At 63.9% G+C, this 20,983-nt stretch carries 20 protein-coding genes and 1 pseudogene; 8 read left to right on the top strand and 13 right to left on the bottom strand.

Going from position 1 to position 20,983, the window contains the following annotated elements; translation table 11 throughout:
- Nucleotides 1–667: 667 nt before the first annotated feature.
- Complete coding sequence (locus PE067_RS07380) at nt 668–1,690, bottom strand: LysR family transcriptional regulator (protein ID WP_346429666.1); 1,023 nt, start codon at nt 1,688–1,690, stop codon at nt 668–670.
- A 284-nt stretch (nt 1,691–1,974) separates the two neighbouring features.
- On the opposite strand from PE067_RS07380, the gene PE067_RS07370 reads away from it, so the two are divergent.
- Nucleotides 1,975–2,670 (top strand): ring-cleaving dioxygenase, encoded by a 696-nt coding sequence (locus PE067_RS07370; protein WP_276188534.1) that lies wholly within the window; start codon nt 1,975–1,977, stop codon nt 2,668–2,670.
- A gap of 38 nt (nt 2,671–2,708) precedes the next feature.
- On the opposite strand, the gene PE067_RS07365 is transcribed toward PE067_RS07370, so the two are convergent.
- From PE067_RS07365 to rpsD, 10 genes and pseudogenes are all read right to left on the bottom strand, one after another.
- Complete coding sequence (locus tag PE067_RS07365; RefSeq protein ID WP_276188533.1) at nt 2,709–4,247, bottom strand: VOC family protein; 1,539 nt, start codon at nt 4,245–4,247, stop codon at nt 2,709–2,711.
- Entirely contained in the window at nt 4,247–5,236 is a 990-nt protein-coding gene (locus PE067_RS07360) for a glutathione S-transferase family protein (protein ID WP_276188532.1), read from the bottom strand. Before PE067_RS07360 ends, PE067_RS07365 begins: the two co-directional genes overlap by 1 nt.
- A gap of 118 nt (nt 5,237–5,354) precedes the next feature.
- Nucleotides 5,355–6,355 (bottom strand): annotated as a pseudogene (locus tag PE067_RS07355) (branched-chain amino acid ABC transporter permease).
- A 1-nt stretch (nt 6,356) separates the two neighbouring features.
- A complete protein-coding gene (locus PE067_RS07350) occupies nt 6,357–7,247 on the bottom strand; it encodes a branched-chain amino acid ABC transporter permease (RefSeq protein ID WP_276188530.1) in 891 nt (296 codons plus the stop codon).
- A 3-nt stretch (nt 7,248–7,250) separates the two neighbouring features.
- Nucleotides 7,251–7,952: an ABC transporter ATP-binding protein gene (locus tag PE067_RS07345; RefSeq protein ID WP_276188529.1), complete on the bottom strand. Its 702-nt coding sequence runs from the start codon at nt 7,950–7,952 to the stop codon at nt 7,251–7,253.
- Nucleotides 7,952–8,749 (bottom strand): ABC transporter ATP-binding protein, encoded by a 798-nt coding sequence (locus PE067_RS07340; protein ID WP_276188528.1) that lies wholly within the window; start codon nt 8,747–8,749, stop codon nt 7,952–7,954. The genes PE067_RS07345 and PE067_RS07340 overlap by 1 nt, the downstream gene beginning before the upstream one ends.
- A gap of 149 nt (nt 8,750–8,898) precedes the next feature.
- Entirely contained in the window at nt 8,899–10,098 is a 1,200-nt protein-coding gene (locus PE067_RS07335) for an ABC transporter substrate-binding protein (RefSeq protein ID WP_276188527.1), read from the bottom strand.
- A gap of 335 nt (nt 10,099–10,433) precedes the next feature.
- Entirely contained in the window at nt 10,434–10,748 is a 315-nt protein-coding gene (locus tag PE067_RS07330; protein WP_276188526.1) for a multidrug efflux SMR transporter, read from the bottom strand.
- A gap of 144 nt (nt 10,749–10,892) precedes the next feature.
- Entirely contained in the window at nt 10,893–11,741 is an 849-nt protein-coding gene (locus PE067_RS07325; RefSeq protein WP_276188525.1) for a hypothetical protein, read from the bottom strand.
- A 219-nt stretch (nt 11,742–11,960) separates the two neighbouring features.
- Nucleotides 11,961–12,581: a 30S ribosomal protein S4 gene (rpsD, locus tag PE067_RS07320; protein ID WP_276188524.1), complete on the bottom strand. Its 621-nt coding sequence runs from the start codon at nt 12,579–12,581 to the stop codon at nt 11,961–11,963.
- Between the two features lie 277 nt (nt 12,582–12,858).
- On the opposite strand from rpsD, the gene PE067_RS07315 reads away from it, so the two are divergent.
- From PE067_RS07315 to PE067_RS07285, 7 genes are all read left to right on the top strand, one after another.
- Nucleotides 12,859–13,752 (top strand): 5'-methylthioadenosine/S-adenosylhomocysteine nucleosidase, encoded by an 894-nt coding sequence (locus tag PE067_RS07315; protein WP_276188522.1) that lies wholly within the window; start codon nt 12,859–12,861, stop codon nt 13,750–13,752.
- Between the two features lie 52 nt (nt 13,753–13,804).
- Nucleotides 13,805–14,176 (top strand): iron-sulfur cluster assembly accessory protein, encoded by a 372-nt coding sequence (locus PE067_RS07310; RefSeq protein ID WP_276188521.1) that lies wholly within the window; start codon nt 13,805–13,807, stop codon nt 14,174–14,176.
- 141 nt (nt 14,177–14,317) lie between these two features.
- Complete coding sequence (tpiA, locus tag PE067_RS07305; RefSeq protein ID WP_276188520.1) at nt 14,318–15,064, top strand: triose-phosphate isomerase; 747 nt, start codon at nt 14,318–14,320, stop codon at nt 15,062–15,064.
- 170 nt (nt 15,065–15,234) lie between these two features.
- Nucleotides 15,235–16,281 carry a methionine ABC transporter ATP-binding protein gene (locus PE067_RS07300; RefSeq protein ID WP_276188519.1) on the top strand — a complete coding sequence of 349 codons (1,047 nt, stop codon included), beginning with the start codon at nt 15,235–15,237 and terminating at the stop codon, nt 16,279–16,281.
- Nucleotides 16,271–16,945, top strand: a complete 675-nt coding sequence (locus PE067_RS07295; RefSeq protein WP_276188518.1) for an ABC transporter permease — start codon at nt 16,271–16,273, stop codon at nt 16,943–16,945. Before PE067_RS07300 ends, PE067_RS07295 begins: the two co-directional genes overlap by 11 nt.
- Before the next feature lie 24 nt (nt 16,946–16,969).
- Nucleotides 16,970–17,752 carry a MetQ/NlpA family ABC transporter substrate-binding protein gene (locus tag PE067_RS07290; protein WP_276188517.1) on the top strand — a complete coding sequence of 261 codons (783 nt, stop codon included), beginning with the start codon at nt 16,970–16,972 and terminating at the stop codon, nt 17,750–17,752.
- Between the two features lie 544 nt (nt 17,753–18,296).
- On the top strand, nt 18,297–19,346 hold the full coding sequence (locus PE067_RS07285; RefSeq protein ID WP_276188516.1) for a dipeptidase: 1,050 nt from the start codon (nt 18,297–18,299) through the stop codon (nt 19,344–19,346).
- On the opposite strand, the gene PE067_RS07280 is transcribed toward PE067_RS07285, so the two are convergent.
- Nucleotides 19,347–20,351: a GGDEF domain-containing protein gene (locus PE067_RS07280; protein ID WP_276188515.1), complete on the bottom strand. Its 1,005-nt coding sequence runs from the start codon at nt 20,349–20,351 to the stop codon at nt 19,347–19,349.
- 5 nt (nt 20,352–20,356) lie between these two features.
- Nucleotides 20,357–20,977: a heme NO-binding domain-containing protein gene (locus tag PE067_RS07275; protein WP_276188514.1), complete on the bottom strand. Its 621-nt coding sequence runs from the start codon at nt 20,975–20,977 to the stop codon at nt 20,357–20,359.
- Nucleotides 20,978–20,983: the final 6 nt, after the last annotated feature.

The raw sequence follows: 20,983 nt of genomic DNA, 5'->3' as shown, positions 1-20,983 counted from the left end.
GCGGCACAAGGCCCCGTTTCGATCAGAAACAATACACGGATTGAAACGGGTGTGAGAGCAGCGTCACCACAAAATCTCTTAACGCCACTAACTCATTATCCTCGGGGTGGCGATTTGCCCTCACATTGTCAAAGAACCATAAGACGGATTTAAGGGAAAGCCATTTCTGTCCATCCGGTAAAAGGGTCTGTTTTTTAGACCGCAGCCTAGGATTGAATAATCACGACCAGTTTACGCGGAAAAACGATGTGCAAAAACAACTGTTCAATTCTATTGCACTGAAATCATATCATATTTAACAGAACATTCGTTTCAATCCGCCCGACGATCCGAGAAGATCGAATGACCACCAACTCAACCAACAGCAGAAACCCCGCTGCGGAACACACAATAAATCTGTCGGGAGCGCAACAGGAAACCCGTTAAAATTCACAGTGTTAATTATTTTCACATCACCCACTTACGGGGAATGACGCGCCGGAACATTGATGATACCTGAACCGACCGCTCCTTGAGCGCAACGGTCGGCGCGGAATATAAAAGTTAGCGCCCACATTTATCCATATGCCGCAATTTCCGACATCTCAGATCGAAAAACGACAGCATGGCGCCAAAGATCGGATGCCCGATTGATTCGCGACGGGAATTCGCGCCCGGAAAATCCCGCTTAAAGGGTGCGATCAACAGGATGATCCTGCCAAGGCGGACCATCGGCAAAGGCCCGGACCAGATGGTCGACAAAGGCGCGCAGCTTCAGCGGCATGGGGGTGACGGGCGGCCAGACCGCGCAAATCGGAACGGTCTTGCTTGCGATTTCGGGCAGGACACGCACCAGCCGCCCCGAGGCAAGCTCTTTTGCGACGATGAAACCGGGCACGATCGCCAGCCCCAGACCTGCGACGGCGAAATCGCGGATCGCCTCGCCGTTGTTCAGGGAAATTCGGCTGCGCACCGGGGTCAGGACCGGGCGTGTCTCCTGCCCGAATTCCCACAGCCGCGCATTGGCAAGGTGGCTGTAGGCGATGACCTGATGGTTGTGCAGATCGTCCAGATCGCGCGGCGTGCCATGCCGGGCGATGTAATCGGGGCTGGCGCAGGGGACGCTGCGATCCTCGCAGATCTTGCGGGCGATCAGCGCGGAATCGCGGATCGCGCCGATGCGGATCGACACGTCGATCCCGTCCTGCACCAGATCGCGGGCGCGGTCGTCATAGTCGATGCGCAGTTCCAGTTCGGGGTTGGCCGCGGCAAAGCTGGCAAGGATCGGGCCCAGATACATGACGCCAAAGCTCATCGGGGCGGCGATCGACAGGCGGCCGCGCAGCGAGGTTTCGGCGCTGCCCTCCAGCGCGGCCGTTTCGGTCGCGGCGCGCAGTTCGGTCAGCGCCGGGCGCAGGCGTTCGGTCAGGCGCAGCGCCGCCTCGGTCGGGGCGATCCGGCCCGCGTTGCGCCGGAACAGCGCCGTGCCAAGCGTGCATTCCAGATCGCTGATCCGCTTGCTGATCACGGATTTCGACATGTTCAACCGGCTGGCGGCGGCGGTCACCGTGCCCAGTTCCATCACGGTCAGAAAGGCGTCAAGCTCATCCAGCGTATAGCGCATGACCAGACCATAGCATCGCCGCCGCCGTTCGCAATTCCAGAACACCGGTTCCGGCAGGGCCGCTCTGGCGACGGAACGCCGGGGCACCGATATCCATCCCGACACCACAGACAGGAGGATATGATGGACCTCACAGGCATCCACCATTTGACCGCAATCACCGCCGATGCGCCGGGAAACAAGCGGTTCTACACCGATACGCTTGGGCTGCGGCTGGTCAAGAAGACCGTGAACTCAGTGACGACACCAGCGCCTATCACCTGTTCTATGCCGACGGACAGGCGACACCGGGCACCGATATCACCTTTTTCGACTGGCCGGTGGCGCGGGAACGTCGCGGGACGCATTCGATCAGCCGCACGGGCTTGCGCGTGGCCGGGGACAGCCTGGATTTCTGGGCGGCGCGGCTGGCCGATCAGGGGCTGACGCGCGGGCGCATCACCACGCTGGACGGTCGCGCCACGCTGGATTTCGAAGATCCCGAAGGCCAGCGCCTGCGCCTGACCGCCGATCAGCCGGGCGAGGTGCATCCCTGGGACCGCAGCCCGGTCCCGGCGGCGCATCAGATCCGGGGGCTTGGGCCGATCACCATCTCGGTCCCCGATCTGGCCCCGACCGAAGCCGTGCTGTCCCGCGTGCTGAACATGCGCAGGACCCGCGACTATGCCAGCCCCGATGGCGAGGGTCAGGTCCACGTCTTTGAAATGGGCGACGGCGGCCCGGCGGCCGAGCTGCATGTCGCGGTCCAGCCCGGCCTGCCGGTCGCGCGACAAGGCGCGGGCGCGGTCCATCACGTCGCCTTCCGCACCCCGGATGTGCCCGCGATCCATCAATGGGCGCAGCGGCTGGCCGAGTTTCGCATCCCGTCCTCGGGCGAGGTCGAGCGTTACTATTTCCGCTCGCTCTATTTCCGCGAACCGGGCGGCAACCTGTTCGAGATCGCGACCGACGGTCCCGGTTTCGCCGTCGATGAGCCGCTGGAATCCCTGGGCGAACGGCTGTCCCTGCCGCCCTTTCTGGAATCGCGCCGCCAGCAGATCGAGGCGGGCTTGAAACCGCTAGATTAAAGATCAGCCCCCCGAAGACCGTTCTTCGGGGGGCTTTTTCATGCGAGTTTCGGCATTTCATGCGCCAGCCAGTCGCGGGCCAGCGCCTCGTCCTGCGGGGTCGGGCCGTGACCTGCGGTCAATTCATGCGGTTCGACCTGCGCGCCGCTGGCGACCAGCCAGTCCCGCAGACGCGGCGTGCCCTTGGTATAGGGGTCGGTGGCGCCGGTCAGCAGCAACACATCCGTCCCGGACAGATCCACCGCGGGCAGATCATCCAGCGCGGCCAATGCGCGCAGCAGGATCGCGCGGCGGATCAGGCCGGGATGCAGCGCCATCAGCGCGGCGGCGAAATTCGCGCCGTTGGAATAGCCCAGCACCCCCAGCCGGTCTGCGTCCAGCCCATAGGCGCGGATCGCATCTTGCAGGAAATCGGCAAAGGCCGCTGCCTCGGACCGGATATCGGCCTGATCGAATTCCATGTCGGAATAGCGGCGGAACCAGCGCGGATGGCCTTCTTCGGTGGAACGCCCCCGCACCCCCAGCAGGGTCGCGCGGGGCGCGATGTGATGGGCCATCGGCATCATGTCGGCCTCGTTCCGGCCGCTGCCGTGCAGCAGCACGATCACGCTGCCGTCCGGGTCGGCGGGCGTGTGAAAGCGATGGGTGAAATGCAGGTCGCGCTGCGGCATCCGTTCCGCGCCGGGTCGCGAAAACTGGGGCAGCATGACGCGCAGGTCCTGCGCCCTTGCGCTGTTACCGGGCGGGATGAACAGGGTTTCGCCCAGATGGTCCGCGTCTTCGTCCACGGTAAAGCCCGGCCCGTCGGTCGCATATTCGATCAGCGTATTGCCGGGGTCGCGGACGTAAAGCGACAGGAAATATTTGCGGTCATGAACATTGGTGATATCGACCGCGCCCTTCAGCGCGATGCGCATCCGGCGCACCGCCTCGACATCGGGTGCCCGAAACGCCACATGGTCGAAAACGCCCGTGCCGGGGATCGAGGGCACAAACCCCGCGCCATTGCGGACATCGACGATATCAGTGTCCGAGCGCATCCGGCGCGTGTTCCCCTGCACCTCATCGCCCGCATAGCCGAATGTCGCGATGAAATCGGCGGTGCGTTCCGGGGTTTCGGTCAGGATGGTGACGCCCCGGATGCGCGTCGGCGCAATCGGATCGGGCAGCGGCGCGGGGCCGGGCAGATCGACGCCGACCAGCTTGACGATCACCCCGTCCGGATCGCGCAGGCGCAGCACGGTTTCGCCGAATTCATGGGTCGGTCCTTCGACCTTGATGCGGGCGGTCATCGCGCGGGTCAGCCACTCGCCGATGCTGTCCGGGGGCACGGCAAAGGCGACTTCGCTGACCTGACCGTGACCCGTGCGGCCGGGCGCCCCATCCTCCCACACCAGAAAGCTGATGAGCGATCCGGGGCTGCCAAGCCTGTCGCCGTAAAACAGGTGCAACTGTTCGGCGTCCTCATAACCGCCGGTCTGCTTGATCAGGCGCAGGCCCAGAAAGCCCATATAGAAATCGACATTGGCCTGCACCTTGCGGGTAATCAGGGTGACGTGATGGATGCCGGTGGTCATCAGGCGCCTTTCAGGTGCTCTCGCCCATGCGGCTCATGCCAGTCGATCAGGGGGTTGATCGGGATGATGCCACAGGGATTGATGTTGCGGTGGCTGCCGTAATAATGCGTCACGATATGGTCGAAATGCACCGTATCCGCCACGCCCGGCCATTGGAAAAGCTCGCGCGTAAAGGCCCAAAGCGCCGGATATTCGCGCAGCCAGCGGCGGTTGCATTTGAAATGCGTGTGGTAAACCGGGTCAAAGCGCAAAAGCGTGGTGAACAGGCGCCAATCGGCCTCGGTCACGCGCGCGCCGGTCAGGTAGCGCTGGTTTGTCAGCAGGTCGTCCAGCCAGTCCAGACTGTCGAACAGCGGCCCCACAGCCTCGTCATAAGCCGCTTGGGTCGTCGCGAAACCGGCCTTGTAGACTCCGTTGTTGATCGTGTCATAGATGCGGGTGTTCAGCGCCTCGATCTGATCGCGCAGATCCACAGGCCGGTAATCAGCACGGTTGCCGGTCAGCCCGTCAAAGGCCGAATTGAACATGCGGATGATTTCCGCGCTTTCGTTGGACACGATGGTATCGGTCTGCCTGTCCCACAAGACCGGCACCGTCACCCGGCCCGTCGCGTGGGGATCGGCGCGCAGATAGATGTCGCGCAGAAACGGCGCGTCGAACAGCGCATCCCCGGTCGCGCCGGGAAAATCGCGCGCGAAGGTCCAGCCATCCGCCAGCATCAGCGGATGGACGGCGGATACCGTGATCAGATCCTGCAAGCCCTTGATCGCGCGAAAGATCAGCGTGCGATGCGCCCAGGGGCAGGCATGGCTGACATAAAGGTGATAGCGCCCGGCCTCTGCCTTGAAGCCGCCCTGCCCGCTTGGGCCTGCGCTGCCGTCGGGCGTGATCCAGTTGCGCCATGACGACTGGCTGCGTTGAAAACGCCCGCCGGTGCTGTCGGTGTCATACCACTGGTCGCGCCATTGCCCGTCGATCAAAAGTCCCATGACCTGCCTTTCCTTGTCATGCCCCAATGTGGCCGGTCCGGCGCGGGGGTGCAAAGGGCAATGGCGCGGATGCGGTGTTCGCGTTCATGGAACGGGAGCGCACCCGCCCCCGCGCCTTTCAGCTGTCGGATTTCAGCCCAAGCGCCCGCCCGATGCGCGAGGCAAAGAATTCCCCACGATGCCCCGGCGAAACACCAGCACGCAGACCATGAAGACGACGCCCATGATGATCGTCACCGGAAAATCCGAGGTGGCAAGGTTGTTTTGCAGCGCGATGAACACGCCGGAACCCACCACCGGCCCCGCCTGCGTGCCGATGCCGCCGATCAGGGTCATCAGCACGACCTCGCCCGACATCTGCCATGCGACATCGGTCAGCGTCGCCAGTTGAAAGACCAGCGCCTTCAACCCGCCTGCCAGTCCCGACAGCGCCGCCGACATGACGAAGGCGCCCAGCTTGTAGGCCTGCACCGAATAGCCAAGCGAAATCGCCCGCTGTTCGTTGTCCCGGATCGAACGCAGGATCATGCCGAAGGGCGAATTCACGAAACGCCAGATCACGAACATCCCGATCAGCACGACCGCCAGCACGAAGTAATAGAGATTCATCGCCTGGCCCAGGTCGATGACGCCGAACAGATGGCCACGCGGGCCAAGCTGCAGGCCGTCCTCGCCATGCGTGAACGGCGCCTGCAGGCAGAAGAAATAGAACATCTGCGCCAAGGCCAGCGTGATCATGGTGAAATAGATCCCGCTGCGCCGCAAGGCGATGGCGCCGATGACCAGCCCCAGAGCCGCCGCGCCAAGCGTGCCGACGATCAGGCCCAGTTCGGGCGTCAGCCCCCAGATCTTGACGACATGGGCGGTGAAATAGGCCCCGCCCCCGAAAAACGCCGCATGGCCGAAGGACAGCAGACCCGTATAGCCGAGCAGCAGGTTGAAGGCCGCCGCGAACAGCGCAAAGCACAGGAATTTCATCACGAAGATCGGATAGAACCAGAAGGGCGCGATCAGCGCCGCCGCCAGCGCGACCAGCGGGATCGCCATGCGGATCGTGCCGGCGCTGCGGATTTCGCGGATCTGCGGCCCCGCCGCGGGGCCGGATGTGGGATGCGCCATCTCAGGCCTCCTTTCCGAAAAGGCCCGCGGGCCGCAGGATCAGGACAATCGCCATGATGACGAAAATCACGATATTCGAGGCCTCGGGGTAGAACACCTTGGTCAGCCCCTCGGCCAGACCAAGCGCATAGCCGGTGACGATGGCCCCCATGATCGAGCCCATGCCGCCGACGACCACCACCGCGAACACCACGATGATCAGGTTCGACCCCATCAAGGGCGAGACCTGATAGACCGGCGCGGCCAGCACCCCGGCCAGCGCGGCCAGCGCCACGCCGAAACCATAGGTCAGCGTCAGCAGCAGCGGCACGTTCACGCCAAAGGCCTGAACCAGCGTCGGATTTTCGGTCGCCGCACGCAGATAGGCGCCCAGTTTCGTTTTTTCGATCAGCACCCATGTCGCCAGACAGACGATCAGCGATGCCACGATCACCCATGCCCGATAGCGCGGCAGCACCATGAAGCCCAGATTGACCGGCGGCGATTGCAGCGCGGCGGGCGCCGAATAGGGCAGGCCCGAACTGCCGAAGAAATAGCGGAACGTGCCCTCGATCGTCAGGGCAAGGCCAAAGGTGAACAGCAGCCCATACAGGTGGTCCAGCTTGTAAAGCCGCGACAGCATGGTGCGTTCGATGATGACGCCGAACAGCCCGACCAGCAGCGGCACCAGCACCAGCGCGAACCAATAGCCGATGCCCAGATGTTTCGCCAGCAGCAGCGCGGTGAACGCGCCCAGCATGAACTGCGCGCCATGGGCAAAGTTGATGACCCGCAAAAGGCCAAAGATCACCGCCAGCCCAAGGCTGAGCAGCGCATAGAAAGACCCGTTGATCAGCCCCAGCATGAGCTGACCCAGCAGCGCCTGCAACGGGACGCCAAAGATCATGGTCATGTCCTAGACCCCCAGTTGTTCATTGAGCATCGCCATATTCGCCGCCAGTTCGCCCACCGGGAATTCCGCGACCATCTGGCCGTGATCCATCAGGTAGAACCGGTCCGCGACCTTCGAGGCAAAGCGGAAATTCTGTTCGACCAGCACCACGGTCATGCCGCGTTTCTTCAGTTCGGCCAGAACCTCGCCGATGCGCTGGATGATGACCGGGGCCAGCCCTTCGGTCGGTTCGTCCAGCAGCAGGCAACGCGCGCCGGTGCGCAGGATGCGGGCCATCGCCAGCATCTGCTGTTCGCCCCCCGACAGCTTGGTGCCCGCACTGCTGCGGCGCTCCCTGAGGTTGGGGAACAGGTCATAGATTTCATCAAGGCTCATCCCGCCATCGGCGACCTTGGGCGGCAGCAGCAGGTTTTCCTCGACCGACAGCGTCGCGAAAATCCCGCGTTCTTCAGGCACGAAGCCCAGGCCCGCGCGGGCCGTCGCATGCAGCGACATGCGCATCAGGTCGCGCCCGTCAAAGCCGATCCGGCCCTTGCGCTTGCGCAGGATGCCCATGATCGTGCGCAGGGTCGTCGTCTTGCCCATGCCGTTGCGGCCAAGGATGCAGATCGTTTCGCCCTGTTGAACATGCATGTTCACGCCATGCAGGATATGGCTTTCGCCATACCAGGCGTGCAGATCGGATACGTCCAGTAATGCCGCCATCAGTCTTCGGTCCCCATATAGGCCGTGCGCACGCGCGGATCGGCGGCGACCGTGTCGTAATCGCCCTGCGCCAGAATCTCGCCGCGCTGCAGGACGGTGACATGGTCGCAGATATCGGCCACGACGCTGAGATTGTGTTCCACCATCAGAACCGCCCTTTCGCGGGCAACATCGCGGATGATCGCGGCGACCATCTGGACGTCTTCCTGCCCCATCCCGGCCATCGGTTCGTCCAGCAGCAGCACCTTGGGGTCCAGCGCCAGAGTCGTTGCGATTTCCAGCACCCGCTTGCGGCCATAGGACAGATCGCCCGCCCGCGTGTCGCGATATTCCGCCAGCCCCAGCCTGTCGATAAAGCTGTCGGCGTGGTCGTTCAACCGGTCCAGCACCCCCATCGGCAGCCAGAACTGCGTCGCCAGATTGTCGGGGCGCTGCAAGGCCACGCGGACGTTTTCCAGCACCGTCAGATTGGGAAACACGGCCGAGATCTGAAAGCTGCGCACCAGCCCCATCCGCGCCACCGCCTCGGGCTTCATCCGGGTGATATCGGTGCCCAGCAGTTCGATCTGTCCGCGCGTCGGTTGCAGGAACTTGGTCAGCAGGTTGAACACCGTCGTCTTGCCCGCGCCATTCGGCCCGATCAGCGCATGGATCTGCGCGTGGCGCACATCCAGATCGACATTGCTGACGGCGGTAAATCCGTGAAAGTCGCGCCCCAGACCGCGCGCCGTCAGAACGACGGGGGCACCCGCCTGATCAGAGGGCGCGGGCTGTGCCATGACGGGTGACGCGCTCATCCCGTCACCCCCGCGACACATGCGGCGATGCGCCCCTTCGCATGGACAAAGTGGATTGTCATATTATTGACCTGACCTGTTGTTTTCGTTTCTTTTTACCGGCGGAAAGCTGCGCCCTCCGCCGGGTTTTCCAGCGCGTCTGTCGGCGCTTATTGGACCAGCGGGCAACCGCTTTGGGCTGGGTCGGCATAGGCCTGATCGCCCGGAATCGTCGCCAGCAGCTTGTAATAGTCGAACTCGCCCGTGCTTTCGTCCGGGGATTTGACCTCGAACAGATAGACATCCGAAATCAGGCGGCCGTTCGGCCCGACCTTGCCGGTCTGGGTAAAGGCATCGCTGACCGGCAGTTCATGCAGCTTGGCCGCGACGGCTTCGGTCTCATCGGTGCCTGCGGCTTCGATGGCTTTCAGGTAGGACATGACCGCCGAATAGGTGCCCGCATGGTTCATGTTCGGCATCATGCCCGTCCGCTCCTTGAAGCGGGTGGCGAATTCGCGCGATTCGTCGTTGCGATCCCAGTAAAAGCTTTCGGTCAGGGTCAGCCCCTGCGCGACATCAAGACCCAGACCATGCACCTCGGCCAGGGTGAACAGCAGCGCCGCCAGACGCTGGCCGCTTGTCACGATCCCGAATTCCGCCGCCTGCTTGATCGAGTTCTGCGTATCCAGCCCGGCATTCGCCAGACCGATCACCTTCGCCCCCGAGCTTTGCGCCTGCAGCAGAAAGGACGAAAAATCCGTCGTCGCCAGCGGGTGCCGGACCGAGCCCGCGACCGTGCCGCCCTTGGCCGTCACGACTTCCGAGGTCGAACCTTCCAGCGCATAGCCAAAGGCATAGTCCGCAGTCAGGAAAAACCAGCTGTCGCCGCCCTGATCGACGATCGCGCCGCCCGTGCCCACGGCCAGCGCATGGGTGTCATAGGCCCAGTGAAAGCCAAAGGGCGTGCAGGCCGGGCCGGTCAGCTCGGTCGTCGCCGCGCCGGTGTTGATGGTGATCTTCTTCTTTTCCAGGCTCAGCGCCTGCACGGCCAGACCGACCGACGAGGTGGTCAGTTCCATGATCGCATCGACCTGTTCGGTGTCATACCACTGGCGCGCGATATTCGATGCCACGTCGGGCTTGTTCTGGTGGTCTGCGTTGATGACCTGAACCGGCGCATCCAGCACCTTGCCGCCGAAATCCTCGACCGCCATCTCCGCCGCGGCGACCGAATATTTCCCACCGAAATCCGCATAGACCCCTGACTGGTCGTTCAGGATGCCGATCTTGACCACACCATCGGAAACCTCGGCCATAGCCGGGACCGACAGCGCGCCCAGACAGGTCGCGGACATCAGAATCTTGCGCATGATTTTCTCCCTGATCATATCATTCACCGACATGTGGGAGCGGGCTTTCCAGCCCGTCGCTTTCCTGCTCCCAAATGCCGCGCCGGCTCTCCCACCCGGCTGACAGGGGGAATTGGTCCATGGAAAACACCCTATGGCAAGACCCAATACCAAAGGCCGATACAGGTTTCCCAAGGGTGAACGGCCTTTCCGGGCCATTCACACCACGCAAAATCAACCAATTAGACGAATAATGCCGAAAACTTCGGCACGGATGCCGCGCCTTTCCGGGCAAGCGACCCTGCCGGGGCTGGCTGCGACGGCAAATGACGTTGCGTCGCAGCATCCGTCCGGCATCAGGCCGACAGCTTCATCATCACGATCCCCGAAACGATCAGCGCCGCCGCCGCAATGCGCATCGGCCCGACAGGCTCCCCCAGAACGGCAATCCCGATCACAAAGGCGCCAACCGCACCGATTCCCGTCCAGATCGTATAGGCCGTGCCCAGCGGCAGGCTGCGCATCGCGACGGCCAGCAAACCAAAACTGGCCGCCATCGCGACCAATGTGACAACCGTCGGCCCAGGCAGGCTGAAGCCCTGCGATTTCTTCATCGAAAACGCCCAGAGGATTTCCAGCAGACCGGCAATGAACAGATAGACCCAGGCCATGATGTGCTCCGCACAAATGCCGGGCCGTCCCGGACCTTGAACCATGATGGAAAGGTCGTCCTTTACGCGAACCTAACCAGCCACGGCCCGCAGAGCAAGGTCGCGGTCAGATGCGACGCACGGGTGGTTGCCCGCCCGCCACAGCTATTCGGCGGGCGCAACATCCGTGACAGGCACATCCACAGCCGGGCCGTCCTGAACAGGCGTATCCCTTGCCGCCTCACCCTCTGCCATCGGCGGCAGGGTCGACGACCAGACGACATCATCCTGCCCCGCCCCCGAAGGCAGCATCGTCCCCTCTGGGAAATCCTCGGCACGCGGGACATAGGGCTCCGGCGCGGGCAAGGGCTCGTCCGCGATGGAATTGGCCTCTGGCCCCTCGGCGCAATACCACAGCGCCCCCCCGGTCGCCGCCGCACCGACCAGCACCGCCCCAACCCCGACCGGAGAACTGGCAAGACCGCTGACAACAGCCCCCGCCCCCTCGATCTTGCCCGCCATATCGCCGGTTGCGACGCTCAGCAGCGCCGCACCGGGACGCTGCTGCACCGCCTCGAATCCGGCGGCCGTCGCGGCCTTGCCACCCTGCAGGGCGGCGGCCTTGGTGGTATTCACCCGCTCGCAAAAACTCGCGCCGCAAACCGCATTGGCCCGGCGATGGCCGACCTGCGCGCCGACATAGGTGTCGCCCTGCCGATCCCACAACACGCAGTAGCTGCCATCATCCTCCATCCCGTTGCGCCGCAGGATCTCGCGCAGCGTGACATAGCCCGGACAGGACACCTTGCCGAAACGCGAGAAACGATGCTCGATCCGCCCGACATTGGCGAAATAGGCCGCATCCTGAACATAGTTGATCTCGGTGCGCACCCCCTGCAAGGATGTCTCGCAACTGTGCAGCCGCTCATCCTCCGGCCCCTCGGCCAGCGCCGCGCCCGCGCCCCCGCAGACCAGCAATGCCAGAAAACCAACCATCCCGAACCGCGCCCGCATCGCAACCTCCGTGCCTCGCCTGTCTCCGAATGTCCGGATCTGCCCCGGAATTTCAATCCTTGGCCCCGGCTTTCCGCAAATCGTGACCGGCTGCGATTTCTTCATCACCCAAATACCCATGCGGCCGCGCCACCGGCGATACGGGCGATACGGGCGATACGAACGAAAAAGGCCGCACCCGAAGGCGCGGCCCAATTCCGGCAGTCGCGAAGAAAAGGATCAGTTCTTCGCGTAATATTCGACGACCAGGTTCGGCTCCATCACGACGGCATAAGGCACGTCGCCCAGGGCCGGAGTGCGCACGAAGGTCGCGGTCATCTTGTTGTGGTCGGCTTCCAGATAATCCGGAACGTCACGCTCGGCCAGGGCCACGGCTTCCAGCACGATCGCCAGTTGACGCGAACGCTCGCGGACCGAAATCACATCGCCTTCCTTGACGCGATAGGATGCGATGTTGACGCGCTGGCCGTTCACCTCGACATGGCCGTGGTTCACAAACTGGCGTGCGGCAAAGATGGTCGGGACGAATTTCGCACGGTAGACGACGGCGTCCAGACGACGCTCCAGCAGGCCGATCAGGTTTTCACCGGTGTCGCCCTTGACGCGCTCTGCCTCGGCATAGATGCGGCGGAATTGCTTTTCGGTCAGGTCGCCGTAATAGCCCTTCAGCTTCTGCTTGGCGCGCAGCTGCGTGCCGAAGTCGGACAGTTTGCCCTTGCGGCGCTGGCCGTGCTGGCCGGGGCCGTATTCGCGGCGGTTGACCGGGGATTTGGCGCGGCCCCAGATGTTTTCGCCCATGCGGCGGTCGATTTTATACTTGGCAGCGGTGCGTTTGGTCACGGCTGATCTCCTTCGATATGATGACCTTGACGGCAGTTCCGGGAAGGGTAGCGTCACCCCGGACCGTCAAGGCGGCAGAAGGGCGTTGTCCTCTGGCATATAGCCCGACAGGAATCCCCTTGCGGGGGCCACCAACACCAATGAAGCCGCGCTTATAGTGCCTGTCACGCCACTGTCAAGCATGCCCGGCACCCCTGCATGCCCGACGCCCCTGCCACCCATTGACGCCATGCGGGCCTTGCGCAACCTTCGCGCGACCCAGCAGCAGGAACCGGCGATGACACCCCAGATGCCCAGCCACGACCCGACCCCGCGCATCGCCATCGTCACATCCTATGCGCCCGAATGGCAGGCGCTGCGCGCCGAACTGGCCCGGCAGGCCATTCCCGTCGCGATCCGGACCATCAACGGCATCGACTTTGCCACGGCGGATATCGCGGGCCGCGCGGTGGTGATCTATCTGTCGGGCATGTCGATGGTCAATGCGGCGATGAGCGCGCAGCTTGCGCTGGATCGCTTCAACATCTCTGCGATCATCCTGTCGGGGATCGCGGGCAGCGCCGATCCTGCGCTGAATGTCGGCGATGTCATCCTGCCCGCGCGTTGGGGGCAGTATCTGGAATCGGTCATGGCCCGCGAAACCCAAGCGGGCTTTGCCCCGCCCCCTTTTCTGGACGGCTTTCGCGTCGATGCCCCGAATTTCGGCATGATGCACCCCCTTTCAGTGGAAATCGCGCAGGACGGCCAGACCGACCGCCCCCGCCGCTTCTGGTTCAACGCCGCGCCCCGCCTGCTGGAGGCGGCCCGCGCCGCAGCCGGCATCGCGCTGGAAACCGGCACGGATGCGGGGCACCAGTTGTCGCATATCCCGCGCGTCATCATCGGCGGCAATGGCCTGTCGGGACCCGCATTCGTCGATAATGCCGCGCTGCGGATCTGGGCGCATGAGACGTTCGACGCGCAGGTGCTGGATATGGAAAGCGCCGCCGTCGCCCATGTCGCCCGCGCCAATGGCAGGGATTTCATCGCCGTGCGCTCTGTTTCCGACCTTGCGGGCGGCGGGGCGAGCGCCAATGAAATGGCGACCTTCATGGGGCTGGCCGCGACCAATTCGGTGCGGGTGGTGATGGCGCTGATCGCCGCCATCGACCCAACCCCAAGGGGGGCTTGAGCCGCGACCCGCCAGCCCCTATCTTTGGGATTGCAGGAAAAAGGCGCGCAACATGTTCTCGATCCCCGGAAAATCCCCGGTCACCATCACCCCCGCCGCGGAACGGCATATTGCAAGGCTGATGGCCGGGAAATCGGCCCACGGGCTGCGCATCGGCCTGAAAAAGGGCGGCTGCGCGGGCATGGAATATACCATGGAACTGGCCGAGGCGCCGCATGCCAGCGATGAGGTCGTCGAACAGGGCGAGGCCCGCGTGCTGATCGCGCCCACCGCGCAGATGTTCCTGTTCGGCACCGAAATCGACTATGAAACCGGCCTGCTGGAATCCGGCTTCAAGTTCCGCAACCCGAATGTCACCGAAAGCTGCGGCTGCGGCGAATCGGTGCGCTTCGAACCCATCGCAGGCGCCCATCCCCCGGCCTGAGGCGCCGCCCCGGCGGCTATTCGCCCCCCTGCGCTTTTCACAACGGTTAGCGCAAGCACCCCGCGCCCGCGCCGCGCGGCTCTTGATCGTGCGGGCTGCCCGGCCTAAGCCCCTGAACGAAGATCCAACAGGGAGAGGCTCATGGCCCCGCGCAAACTTGCCGCCGGCAACTGGAAAATGAACGGAACCCTGGCCGCGCTGGCCGAAATCGACCAGCTTCTGGCCGATCATCCGCAACCGGATTGCGATGTGCTGATCTGCCCGCCTGCCACGCTGATCCATCCGATGGTCGGGCGCGCGGCAGGTTCGGTGCTGAATGTCGGCGGGCAGGATTGCCATGCCGGGGCGCCCGGCGCGCATACCGGCGATATCGCGGCCGAACAACTGCATGACGCGGGCGCGAGCCATGTCATTCTGGGCCATTCCGAACGGCGCAGCGATCACGGCGATACCGATGCCGATGTCCATGCCAAATCCGTCGCCGCCCATCAGGCGGGTCTGGTCGCGGTGATCTGCGTCGGCGAAACCGAAGGCCAGCGCGACGGCGGCCAGACGCTGGACGTGATCGCCAGCCAGCTTGCCGGTTCGGTCCCCGATTGCGCGACCGCCGCGAATACCGTCATCGCCTATGAGCCGGTCTGGGCCATCGGCACCGGCCGCACCCCCAGCAACGACCAGATCGCCGAGGTCCACGCCCTGATGCGCGACAGGCTGGCCGCCCGTTTCCCCGATGGCGGCGATTTCGCGCTGCTTTACGGCGGCTCGGTCAAGCCGGGCAATGCGGCTGAAATCTTTGCCATCGCCCATGTCGACGGTGCGCTGGTCGGTGGCGCCAGCCTGAAGGCCGCCGATTTCGGCCCGATCATCGCCGCGCTGGCAGCATCCTGACCGAAGCGGCGAAGAATAATCTTCCAAAATTCATGAGATCTCCGTGATAAGGAACGCCGTTCCTGCTTTTCACCCAAAGCAGGAACGGCGTTTTCAGTTGCGTCACGTCGCAGCACTTGCCAAGCACCCGCACCCGCGCATAGCTCTGCGCTGATGAACAGGACGACAGCATGACCGAGGCGGCAATCTCATTTCAGGGCGTCACACGCCTTTTCCCGCAAAAAGGCGGCAGGGATGTCGTGGCGCTGGACGATATCTGGCTGGACGTGCCGCAGGGCGCGATCACCGGGATCATCGGCCGCTCTGGCGCGGGCAAATCGACGCTGCTGCGGCTGGTGAACGGGCTGGAACGCCCCTCATCGGGTCAGGTCATCGTCGCCGACCGCGATGTGACGCAGGCCGAGGGCGCCGACCTGCGCGCGATGCGCCGCGAAGTCGGGATGATCTTTCAGCATTTCAACCTGCTGGCCTCGCGCACGGTCGCGGGCAATATCGCCCTGCCGCTGGAAATCGCGGGCGTGCCGCAGAGCGAAATCGCCCCGCGCGTGGCCCAACTGATCGAACTGGTCGGGCTTGGCGCGCAGGCCGACCGCTACCCCGCCGAACTGTCGGGCGGCCAGAAACAGCGCGTCGGCATCGCCCGCGCGCTGGCCACCCGCCCCCGCGTCCTGCTGTCGGACGAGGCGACCTCGGCCCTTGATCCCGACACCACGCGGCAGGTGCTGGAACTGCTGCAGGACATCAACCGCGAACTGGGCCTGACCATCCTGCTGATCACCCATGAAATGGCCGTGGTGCGCGATATCTGCACCCATGTCGCCGTGATCGAGGGCGGCCGCATCGTCGAGGCGGGCGAAACCTATGCCGTCTTTTCGCGCCCCGAACATCCGACCACCCGCAGTTTTCTGACCGGCGTGACCGGCGTCGCCGTGCCGGGCTTTGTCGCGGGCCAGATGCGCGATGCGCCGCAATCGGATGCGGCGCAGGCGGTCTTGCAGATCACCTTTGTCGGCGATCACGCCACCGACCCGATGCTGTCGCGGCTGGCCGTCGAATGCGGGATCGAGACCAATATCCTGGCCGGCGCCATCGAGGAAATCGGCCCGAACCCCTTCGGCAGCCTGATCGTCAGCCTGCCCGCCCGCCGCCCGGCCGAGGCCCGCGCCTTCCTGGGCGAACATGGAATGATGACAGAGGTGCTTGGCTATGTCGGCTAACCTGATCGCGCTGTTGTGGGATTCGACGCTGCAGACCCTGTATATGGTGGCCATGTCGTCGCTGTTCGGCACGCTGATCGGCGGCCCGCTTGGCGTCTTTCTGGCCACCTCGCGCCGGGGAGAGCTGTTTTCCGCCCCCGCGCTGAACGCCGCGCTTGGGCTGGTGGCCAATGCCGCGCGCTCGACCCCCTTCATCATTCTGGTCGTGGCGATCATCCCGTTCACGCGCTGGATCGCGGGCACATCCATCGGCACGACCGCCGCCATCGTCCCCCTGACCATCGCCGCCGCCCCCTTTATCGCCCGGCTGGTCGAAGCCTCGATCCGCGAGGTCGACGGCGGCCTGATCGAGGCCGCCCGCGCCATGGGCGCCACACCCGGCCAGATCGTGCGCAAGGTTCTGGTCCCCGAGGCGATGCCGGGGATCGTGCTGGGCCTGACGCTCGCCGTGGTCAGCCTGATCGGCTATTCGGCGATGGTCGGCGCGGTCGGCGGCAAGGGTCTGGGCGATCTGGGCATCCGTTACGGCTATCAGCGTTTCATGCCCGAGGTGATGGCCGCCGTCGTCATCATCCTGATCGTCTTGGTCCAGATCGTGCAATCGCTTGGCGAATGGATCGCCGCCCGATTCGACAAACGCGCGCCGCGCAATCGCGGCCGCTGAGCTTTCATCACAGGAGATAAGCAGATGAAAAAGCTTCGCTTTGCAACCCTGACCGCCGCCATCGCTCTGGCTGCCGGCATGGCCTCGGCCGAGGATATCAAGGTCGGCGTCTCGGTTGGTGAACATGCCGAGATCATGGAAAAGGTCGCCCCCATCGCCGCCGAAAAGGGCCTGAACATCGAGGTGATCGAATTCACCGATTACGTCGTGCCCAATCAGGCGCTGAACGACGGCGACCTGAATGCCAACAGCTTCCAGCACCAGCCCTATCTGGACCAGCAGATCGCCGATCGCGGCTTTGAGCTGGTCACGGTGGCGAAAACCATCACCACGCCGATGGGCATCTATGCCGAAACGCTGAAATCGCTGGACGAACTGCCCGATGGCGCCAAGGTCGCGATCCCGAACGACCCGACCAACGGCGGCCGCGCCCTGCTGCTGCTGCAGGCCAAGGGGCTGATCACGCTGAAGGACGGCACCGGTCTGATCCCGACCCCGCTGGATATCACCGAAAACGCCAAAAAGCTGGAATTCCTTGAACTCGAGGCCGCGCAACTGCCGCGTTCGCTGCCCGATGCCGATATCGCGATCATCAACACCAACTACGCGCTGGACGCCGGTCTGAACCCGCAAGAGGACGCCATCGCCATCGAGGATGCCGACAGCCCCTATGCCAACGTCATCGTCGTGCGCAAGGCCGATGAAAACGCCCCCTGGGTCGCCCAACTGGTCGAGGCCTATCATTCCCCCGAGGTGAAATCCTTCATCGAGGAGGAGTACAAAGGCGCCGTCATTCCCGCCTGGTAAGCCCCCGATAACCAACAGCCCCGGCGAAATGACGCGCCGGGGCGACGCGGCCGGATATGCCGTCACATCCGCCCACACCGCGCAGACCCCGATATCCGCATCGCGGTCATGGAAAATGCGCCGGGCCTTGCCCGGTTTGCCCCCTTGGCGCAGGTTGGATATTTGCCTCGCCCCACAATAGCCCGGCAATCCAGCCGATTTCTGCGATACTGGCCGAAGTCGGAGCCGCTTTCGTCCCCAACGCCCTGCCCCTTGGCGTGTTTCCGCGACCAGGGACCCGGAACGGGGGCCTTGATGGCCAAGACGCCACCGGAATCTCGACGCCACCGCAACCTCATTGCGCTGCGCACCGGTCCCATGACATTCGACAGTTCCGAACCCTGTGCCATTTGCCGCACGAACCCGGCCGAAACCCCACGGATCGAACGACAAGGAACTTCGCCCATGAGATAACCCGGCCCCGGCCCGGATGAGGACGTTCAAGGGTTGCGGCGCGCTGGCAAAGGTCGCATCTTCCGGCGGGTCGGATTGAAAGGACTTTGCGATGATACCGGTCTTCGACGGCCACAACGATTTCCTGCAACGCATGGTGGCAGCGGGCAAGGCGCGGGACGCGCTGTGGCTGAGCGGCGACGGGACCGGTCACATGGACCTTCCGCGCCTGAAGGCGGGCGGGATGATGGGCGGTTTTTTCGCCATCTGGACCCCGTCCCCCGAAGGGCCGAACGACGCGGCAGCCGTCGCGCTGATGGAAAATCCGCCCTTTGCCATGGACCTGCCGGACCCGGTCGGCAGCGCCGAATCCCTGCCCCACGCGCTGGCGCAGGCCGCCAATCTGATGGCGATGGAGCGGACCGGAACCCTGAAACTCTGCCATACGGCCGCAGATATCCGCGCGGCAAAGGATGCCGGGCTGATCGCGGCCGTCATGCATATCGAAGGGGCCGAGCCGATTGCCGATCTGGATGCCCTGCATCTGTGGCATGCGATGGGTCTGCGTTCGCTTGGGCCGGTCTGGTCGCGTCCGACGCGCTACGGCCATGGCGTCCCCTTTGCCTTTCCCTCCTCGCCCGATACCGGGCCGGGGCTGACCGATGCCGGCAAGGATCTGGTCCGCGAATGCAACGGGCTGCGGATCATGCTGGACCTGTCCCACCTGAACGAATCCGGGTTCGACGACATCGCCCGGCTTTCCGATGCTCCGCTGGTCGCCAGCCATTCCTGCGCGCATGCCGTTTCGGCCAGTTCGCGCAACCTGACCGACCGGCAGCTTGGGGTCATCGCGGAATCGCACGGGCTGGTGGGGCTGAACTATGCCTCGGGGTTTCTGCGCCCCGATGGCAAGCGTCTGGCCTTTGCAGGCTTTGATATCATGCTGCGTCACCTTGATCATATGCTTGCCATTCTGGGTGAGGACGGTGTGGCCTTGGGGTCGGATTTCGATGGCGCGCTGATGCCGCGCGATCTGGCGGATGCGGCCAGCCTGCAAAACCTGGTCGATGCGATGCTGGCCCATGGCTATGGCACGGAACTTGTCGAAAAGATCGCCTGGCGGAACTGGCTGAATGTGTTGGAGCGGACCTGGGGCGGGTAATCATCGGATCACATCCGGTTTCGCGCCGGTGCAAGGACAGTCCCGAAACAGGACCACGCACCCGCGACCGGCGTTTTTCGCCGCATAAAGCGCCCTATCCGCGTCAAGCAACATCTGCGCCGCATCCGCCCTAGCATAATGGGTGGATTCGGTGATCCCCATACTGACCGAAATCCGGATTTCCCGCCCCATCACCATCATGGGCCGTTCGATGCGCGCGATGATGCGCTCGCCGAATTTGCGCAGCTGTTCCGAACCGCGCGGCGCGGCCAGAATCAGCGTGAACTCATCGCCGCCGATCCGCGACACCGTGTCGGTCGCCCGGGTTTCCTCGCGCAGGATCGCGGCGACGCGCTGCAACACCTCATCGCCCGCGGCGTGTCCCAGCCTGTCATTGACCTCTTTGAAATGATCGAGATCCAGATGCGCTATCGAAAATTTCATCTGTTCCGCCTGCCGCACGGCAATTTCCAAGGCCATCTCGAACCCCCGGCGGTTGTTCACCCCGGTCAGCGAATCAGTATAGGCCTGCATCTCGGCGACGCGGCGGGCGTTTTCCGTGTGCTGGTTGAAATTCGCGAGTTCTTTTTGCACGGCCGTGTTCGCCTCATGCAGAAACAACAGCTCCATCGCGAGATCGGCGGGCGTAAAATCGGTATCGGTCAGCGAAAACTGCCGCACGGCATCGGGCAGCCCCACGCCAAAGCCGAGGTTCAGCACAATCCCCCCGTCCTGCAGGCGGATGCCATGTCCGCGCAGCACCGTGCCGGGATGATCGCGCAGGCGCAGGAAAAACCGGCTGATATCGGGCAGATCCTGCGCCAGCCCGGCGAAACCATCGGTCACGTCGCGCGGCCTGTCGATCATGAAGGCGTGGTTGAAATGGCTTCGCCCCGGGATCAGACGGCGCATCGTCGCCCCCGCGTGATGGATCGCGCCCTCTGGTCCCAGGTGCAGCGCCATCGGCAGCAGGCGCGCGACGCAGTCGAAGCTGATGGAAACCATCCCGCTCATCCCTGCCCCGATATCGTCGCGGGCGCGAAAGCAAAGGGGCGGCCCTGGGTATATTCCTGCATCAGGACGCGCATTTCGACGCCGGCGCCGCCCGCTTCGATCAGGGCAAGCACCCCGTAATCATCGGCCATGCCACGCAGCGCCCCGGAAACGATCCAGAGCAGCCCGCCCCAACCCTCCCCGTAGATACGGTAAACGTCGGGTTCGATCTGGGCGACCATCAGGGGCGGGATTTCAAGGTCGGGCAGCACCAGACGCGCACGCGCCGGCAATTCTTCCAGCGCAAGGACGAATTCAGAGAATTTGCCGCCGCTGAAACGCAGCAGGCGGCGCATCGCCTCGATCTGCACAAGCCAGGCGCCGGTATCTTCCAGAATGTCGCAAGCCGTTTTCCCCAGGGTTGCGCTGGCCGCCTGCAGCATGGCCTGGGTGATGTCATCCGGATATTGACGCATCCCGTTGAAGCCAGCGGCATCAATCCCGCCCGCCTGCGCGATTTCATGCCAGATGGCGTCGCCATAGGTCGCGCGCAGGAAATGCTCGATCGAGCGATTGACCATACCATGCATGAAACTGCCGTTCTTGCTGACCCTTTCGAAAGGAAAGGGATAATCCATTTCCCT

The sequence above is a fragment of the Paracoccus sp. DMF-8 genome, from assembly GCF_029309835.1.
Classification (GTDB): Bacteria; Pseudomonadota; Alphaproteobacteria; order Rhodobacterales; family Rhodobacteraceae; genus Paracoccus.
This window is presented reverse-complemented; position numbering and strand designations above follow the sequence as displayed.

Excerpts from the sequence above, each read along its gene's own strand:
- tpiA (WP_276188520.1), top strand. The coding sequence starts at position 14,318 with ATGGCCCCGCGCAAACTTGCCGCCGGCAACTGGAAAATGAACGGAACC.
- PE067_RS07315 (WP_276188522.1), top strand. The coding sequence starts at position 12,859 with ATGACACCCCAGATGCCCAGCCACGACCCGACCCCGCGCATCGCCATC.
- PE067_RS07360 (WP_276188532.1), bottom strand. The coding sequence starts at position 5,236 with ATGGGACTTTTGATCGACGGGCAATGGCGCGACCAGTGGTATGACACC.
- PE067_RS07340 (WP_276188528.1), bottom strand. The coding sequence starts at position 8,749 with ATGAGCGCGTCACCCGTCATGGCACAGCCCGCGCCCTCTGATCAGGCG.
- PE067_RS07275 (WP_276188514.1), bottom strand. The coding sequence starts at position 20,977 with ATGGATTATCCCTTTCCTTTCGAAAGGGTCAGCAAGAACGGCAGTTTC.
- PE067_RS07345 (WP_276188529.1), bottom strand. The coding sequence starts at position 7,952 with ATGGCGGCATTACTGGACGTATCCGATCTGCACGCCTGGTATGGCGAA.
- PE067_RS07280 (WP_276188515.1), bottom strand. The coding sequence starts at position 20,351 with ATGGTTTCCATCAGCTTCGACTGCGTCGCGCGCCTGCTGCCGATGGCG.
- PE067_RS07330 (WP_276188526.1), bottom strand. The coding sequence starts at position 10,748 with ATGGCCTGGGTCTATCTGTTCATTGCCGGTCTGCTGGAAATCCTCTGG.
- PE067_RS07310 (WP_276188521.1), top strand. The coding sequence starts at position 13,805 with ATGTTCTCGATCCCCGGAAAATCCCCGGTCACCATCACCCCCGCCGCG.
- PE067_RS07290 (WP_276188517.1), top strand. The coding sequence starts at position 16,970 with ATGAAAAAGCTTCGCTTTGCAACCCTGACCGCCGCCATCGCTCTGGCT.
- PE067_RS07295 (WP_276188518.1), top strand. The coding sequence starts at position 16,271 with ATGTCGGCTAACCTGATCGCGCTGTTGTGGGATTCGACGCTGCAGACC.
- PE067_RS07285 (WP_276188516.1), top strand. The coding sequence starts at position 18,297 with ATGATACCGGTCTTCGACGGCCACAACGATTTCCTGCAACGCATGGTG.
- PE067_RS07350 (WP_276188530.1), bottom strand. The coding sequence starts at position 7,247 with ATGACCATGATCTTTGGCGTCCCGTTGCAGGCGCTGCTGGGTCAGCTC.
- PE067_RS07335 (WP_276188527.1), bottom strand. The coding sequence starts at position 10,098 with ATGCGCAAGATTCTGATGTCCGCGACCTGTCTGGGCGCGCTGTCGGTC.
- PE067_RS07325 (WP_276188525.1), bottom strand. The coding sequence starts at position 11,741 with ATGCGGGCGCGGTTCGGGATGGTTGGTTTTCTGGCATTGCTGGTCTGC.
- PE067_RS07300 (WP_276188519.1), top strand. The coding sequence starts at position 15,235 with ATGACCGAGGCGGCAATCTCATTTCAGGGCGTCACACGCCTTTTCCCG.
- PE067_RS07365 (WP_276188533.1), bottom strand. The coding sequence starts at position 4,247 with ATGACCACCGGCATCCATCACGTCACCCTGATTACCCGCAAGGTGCAG.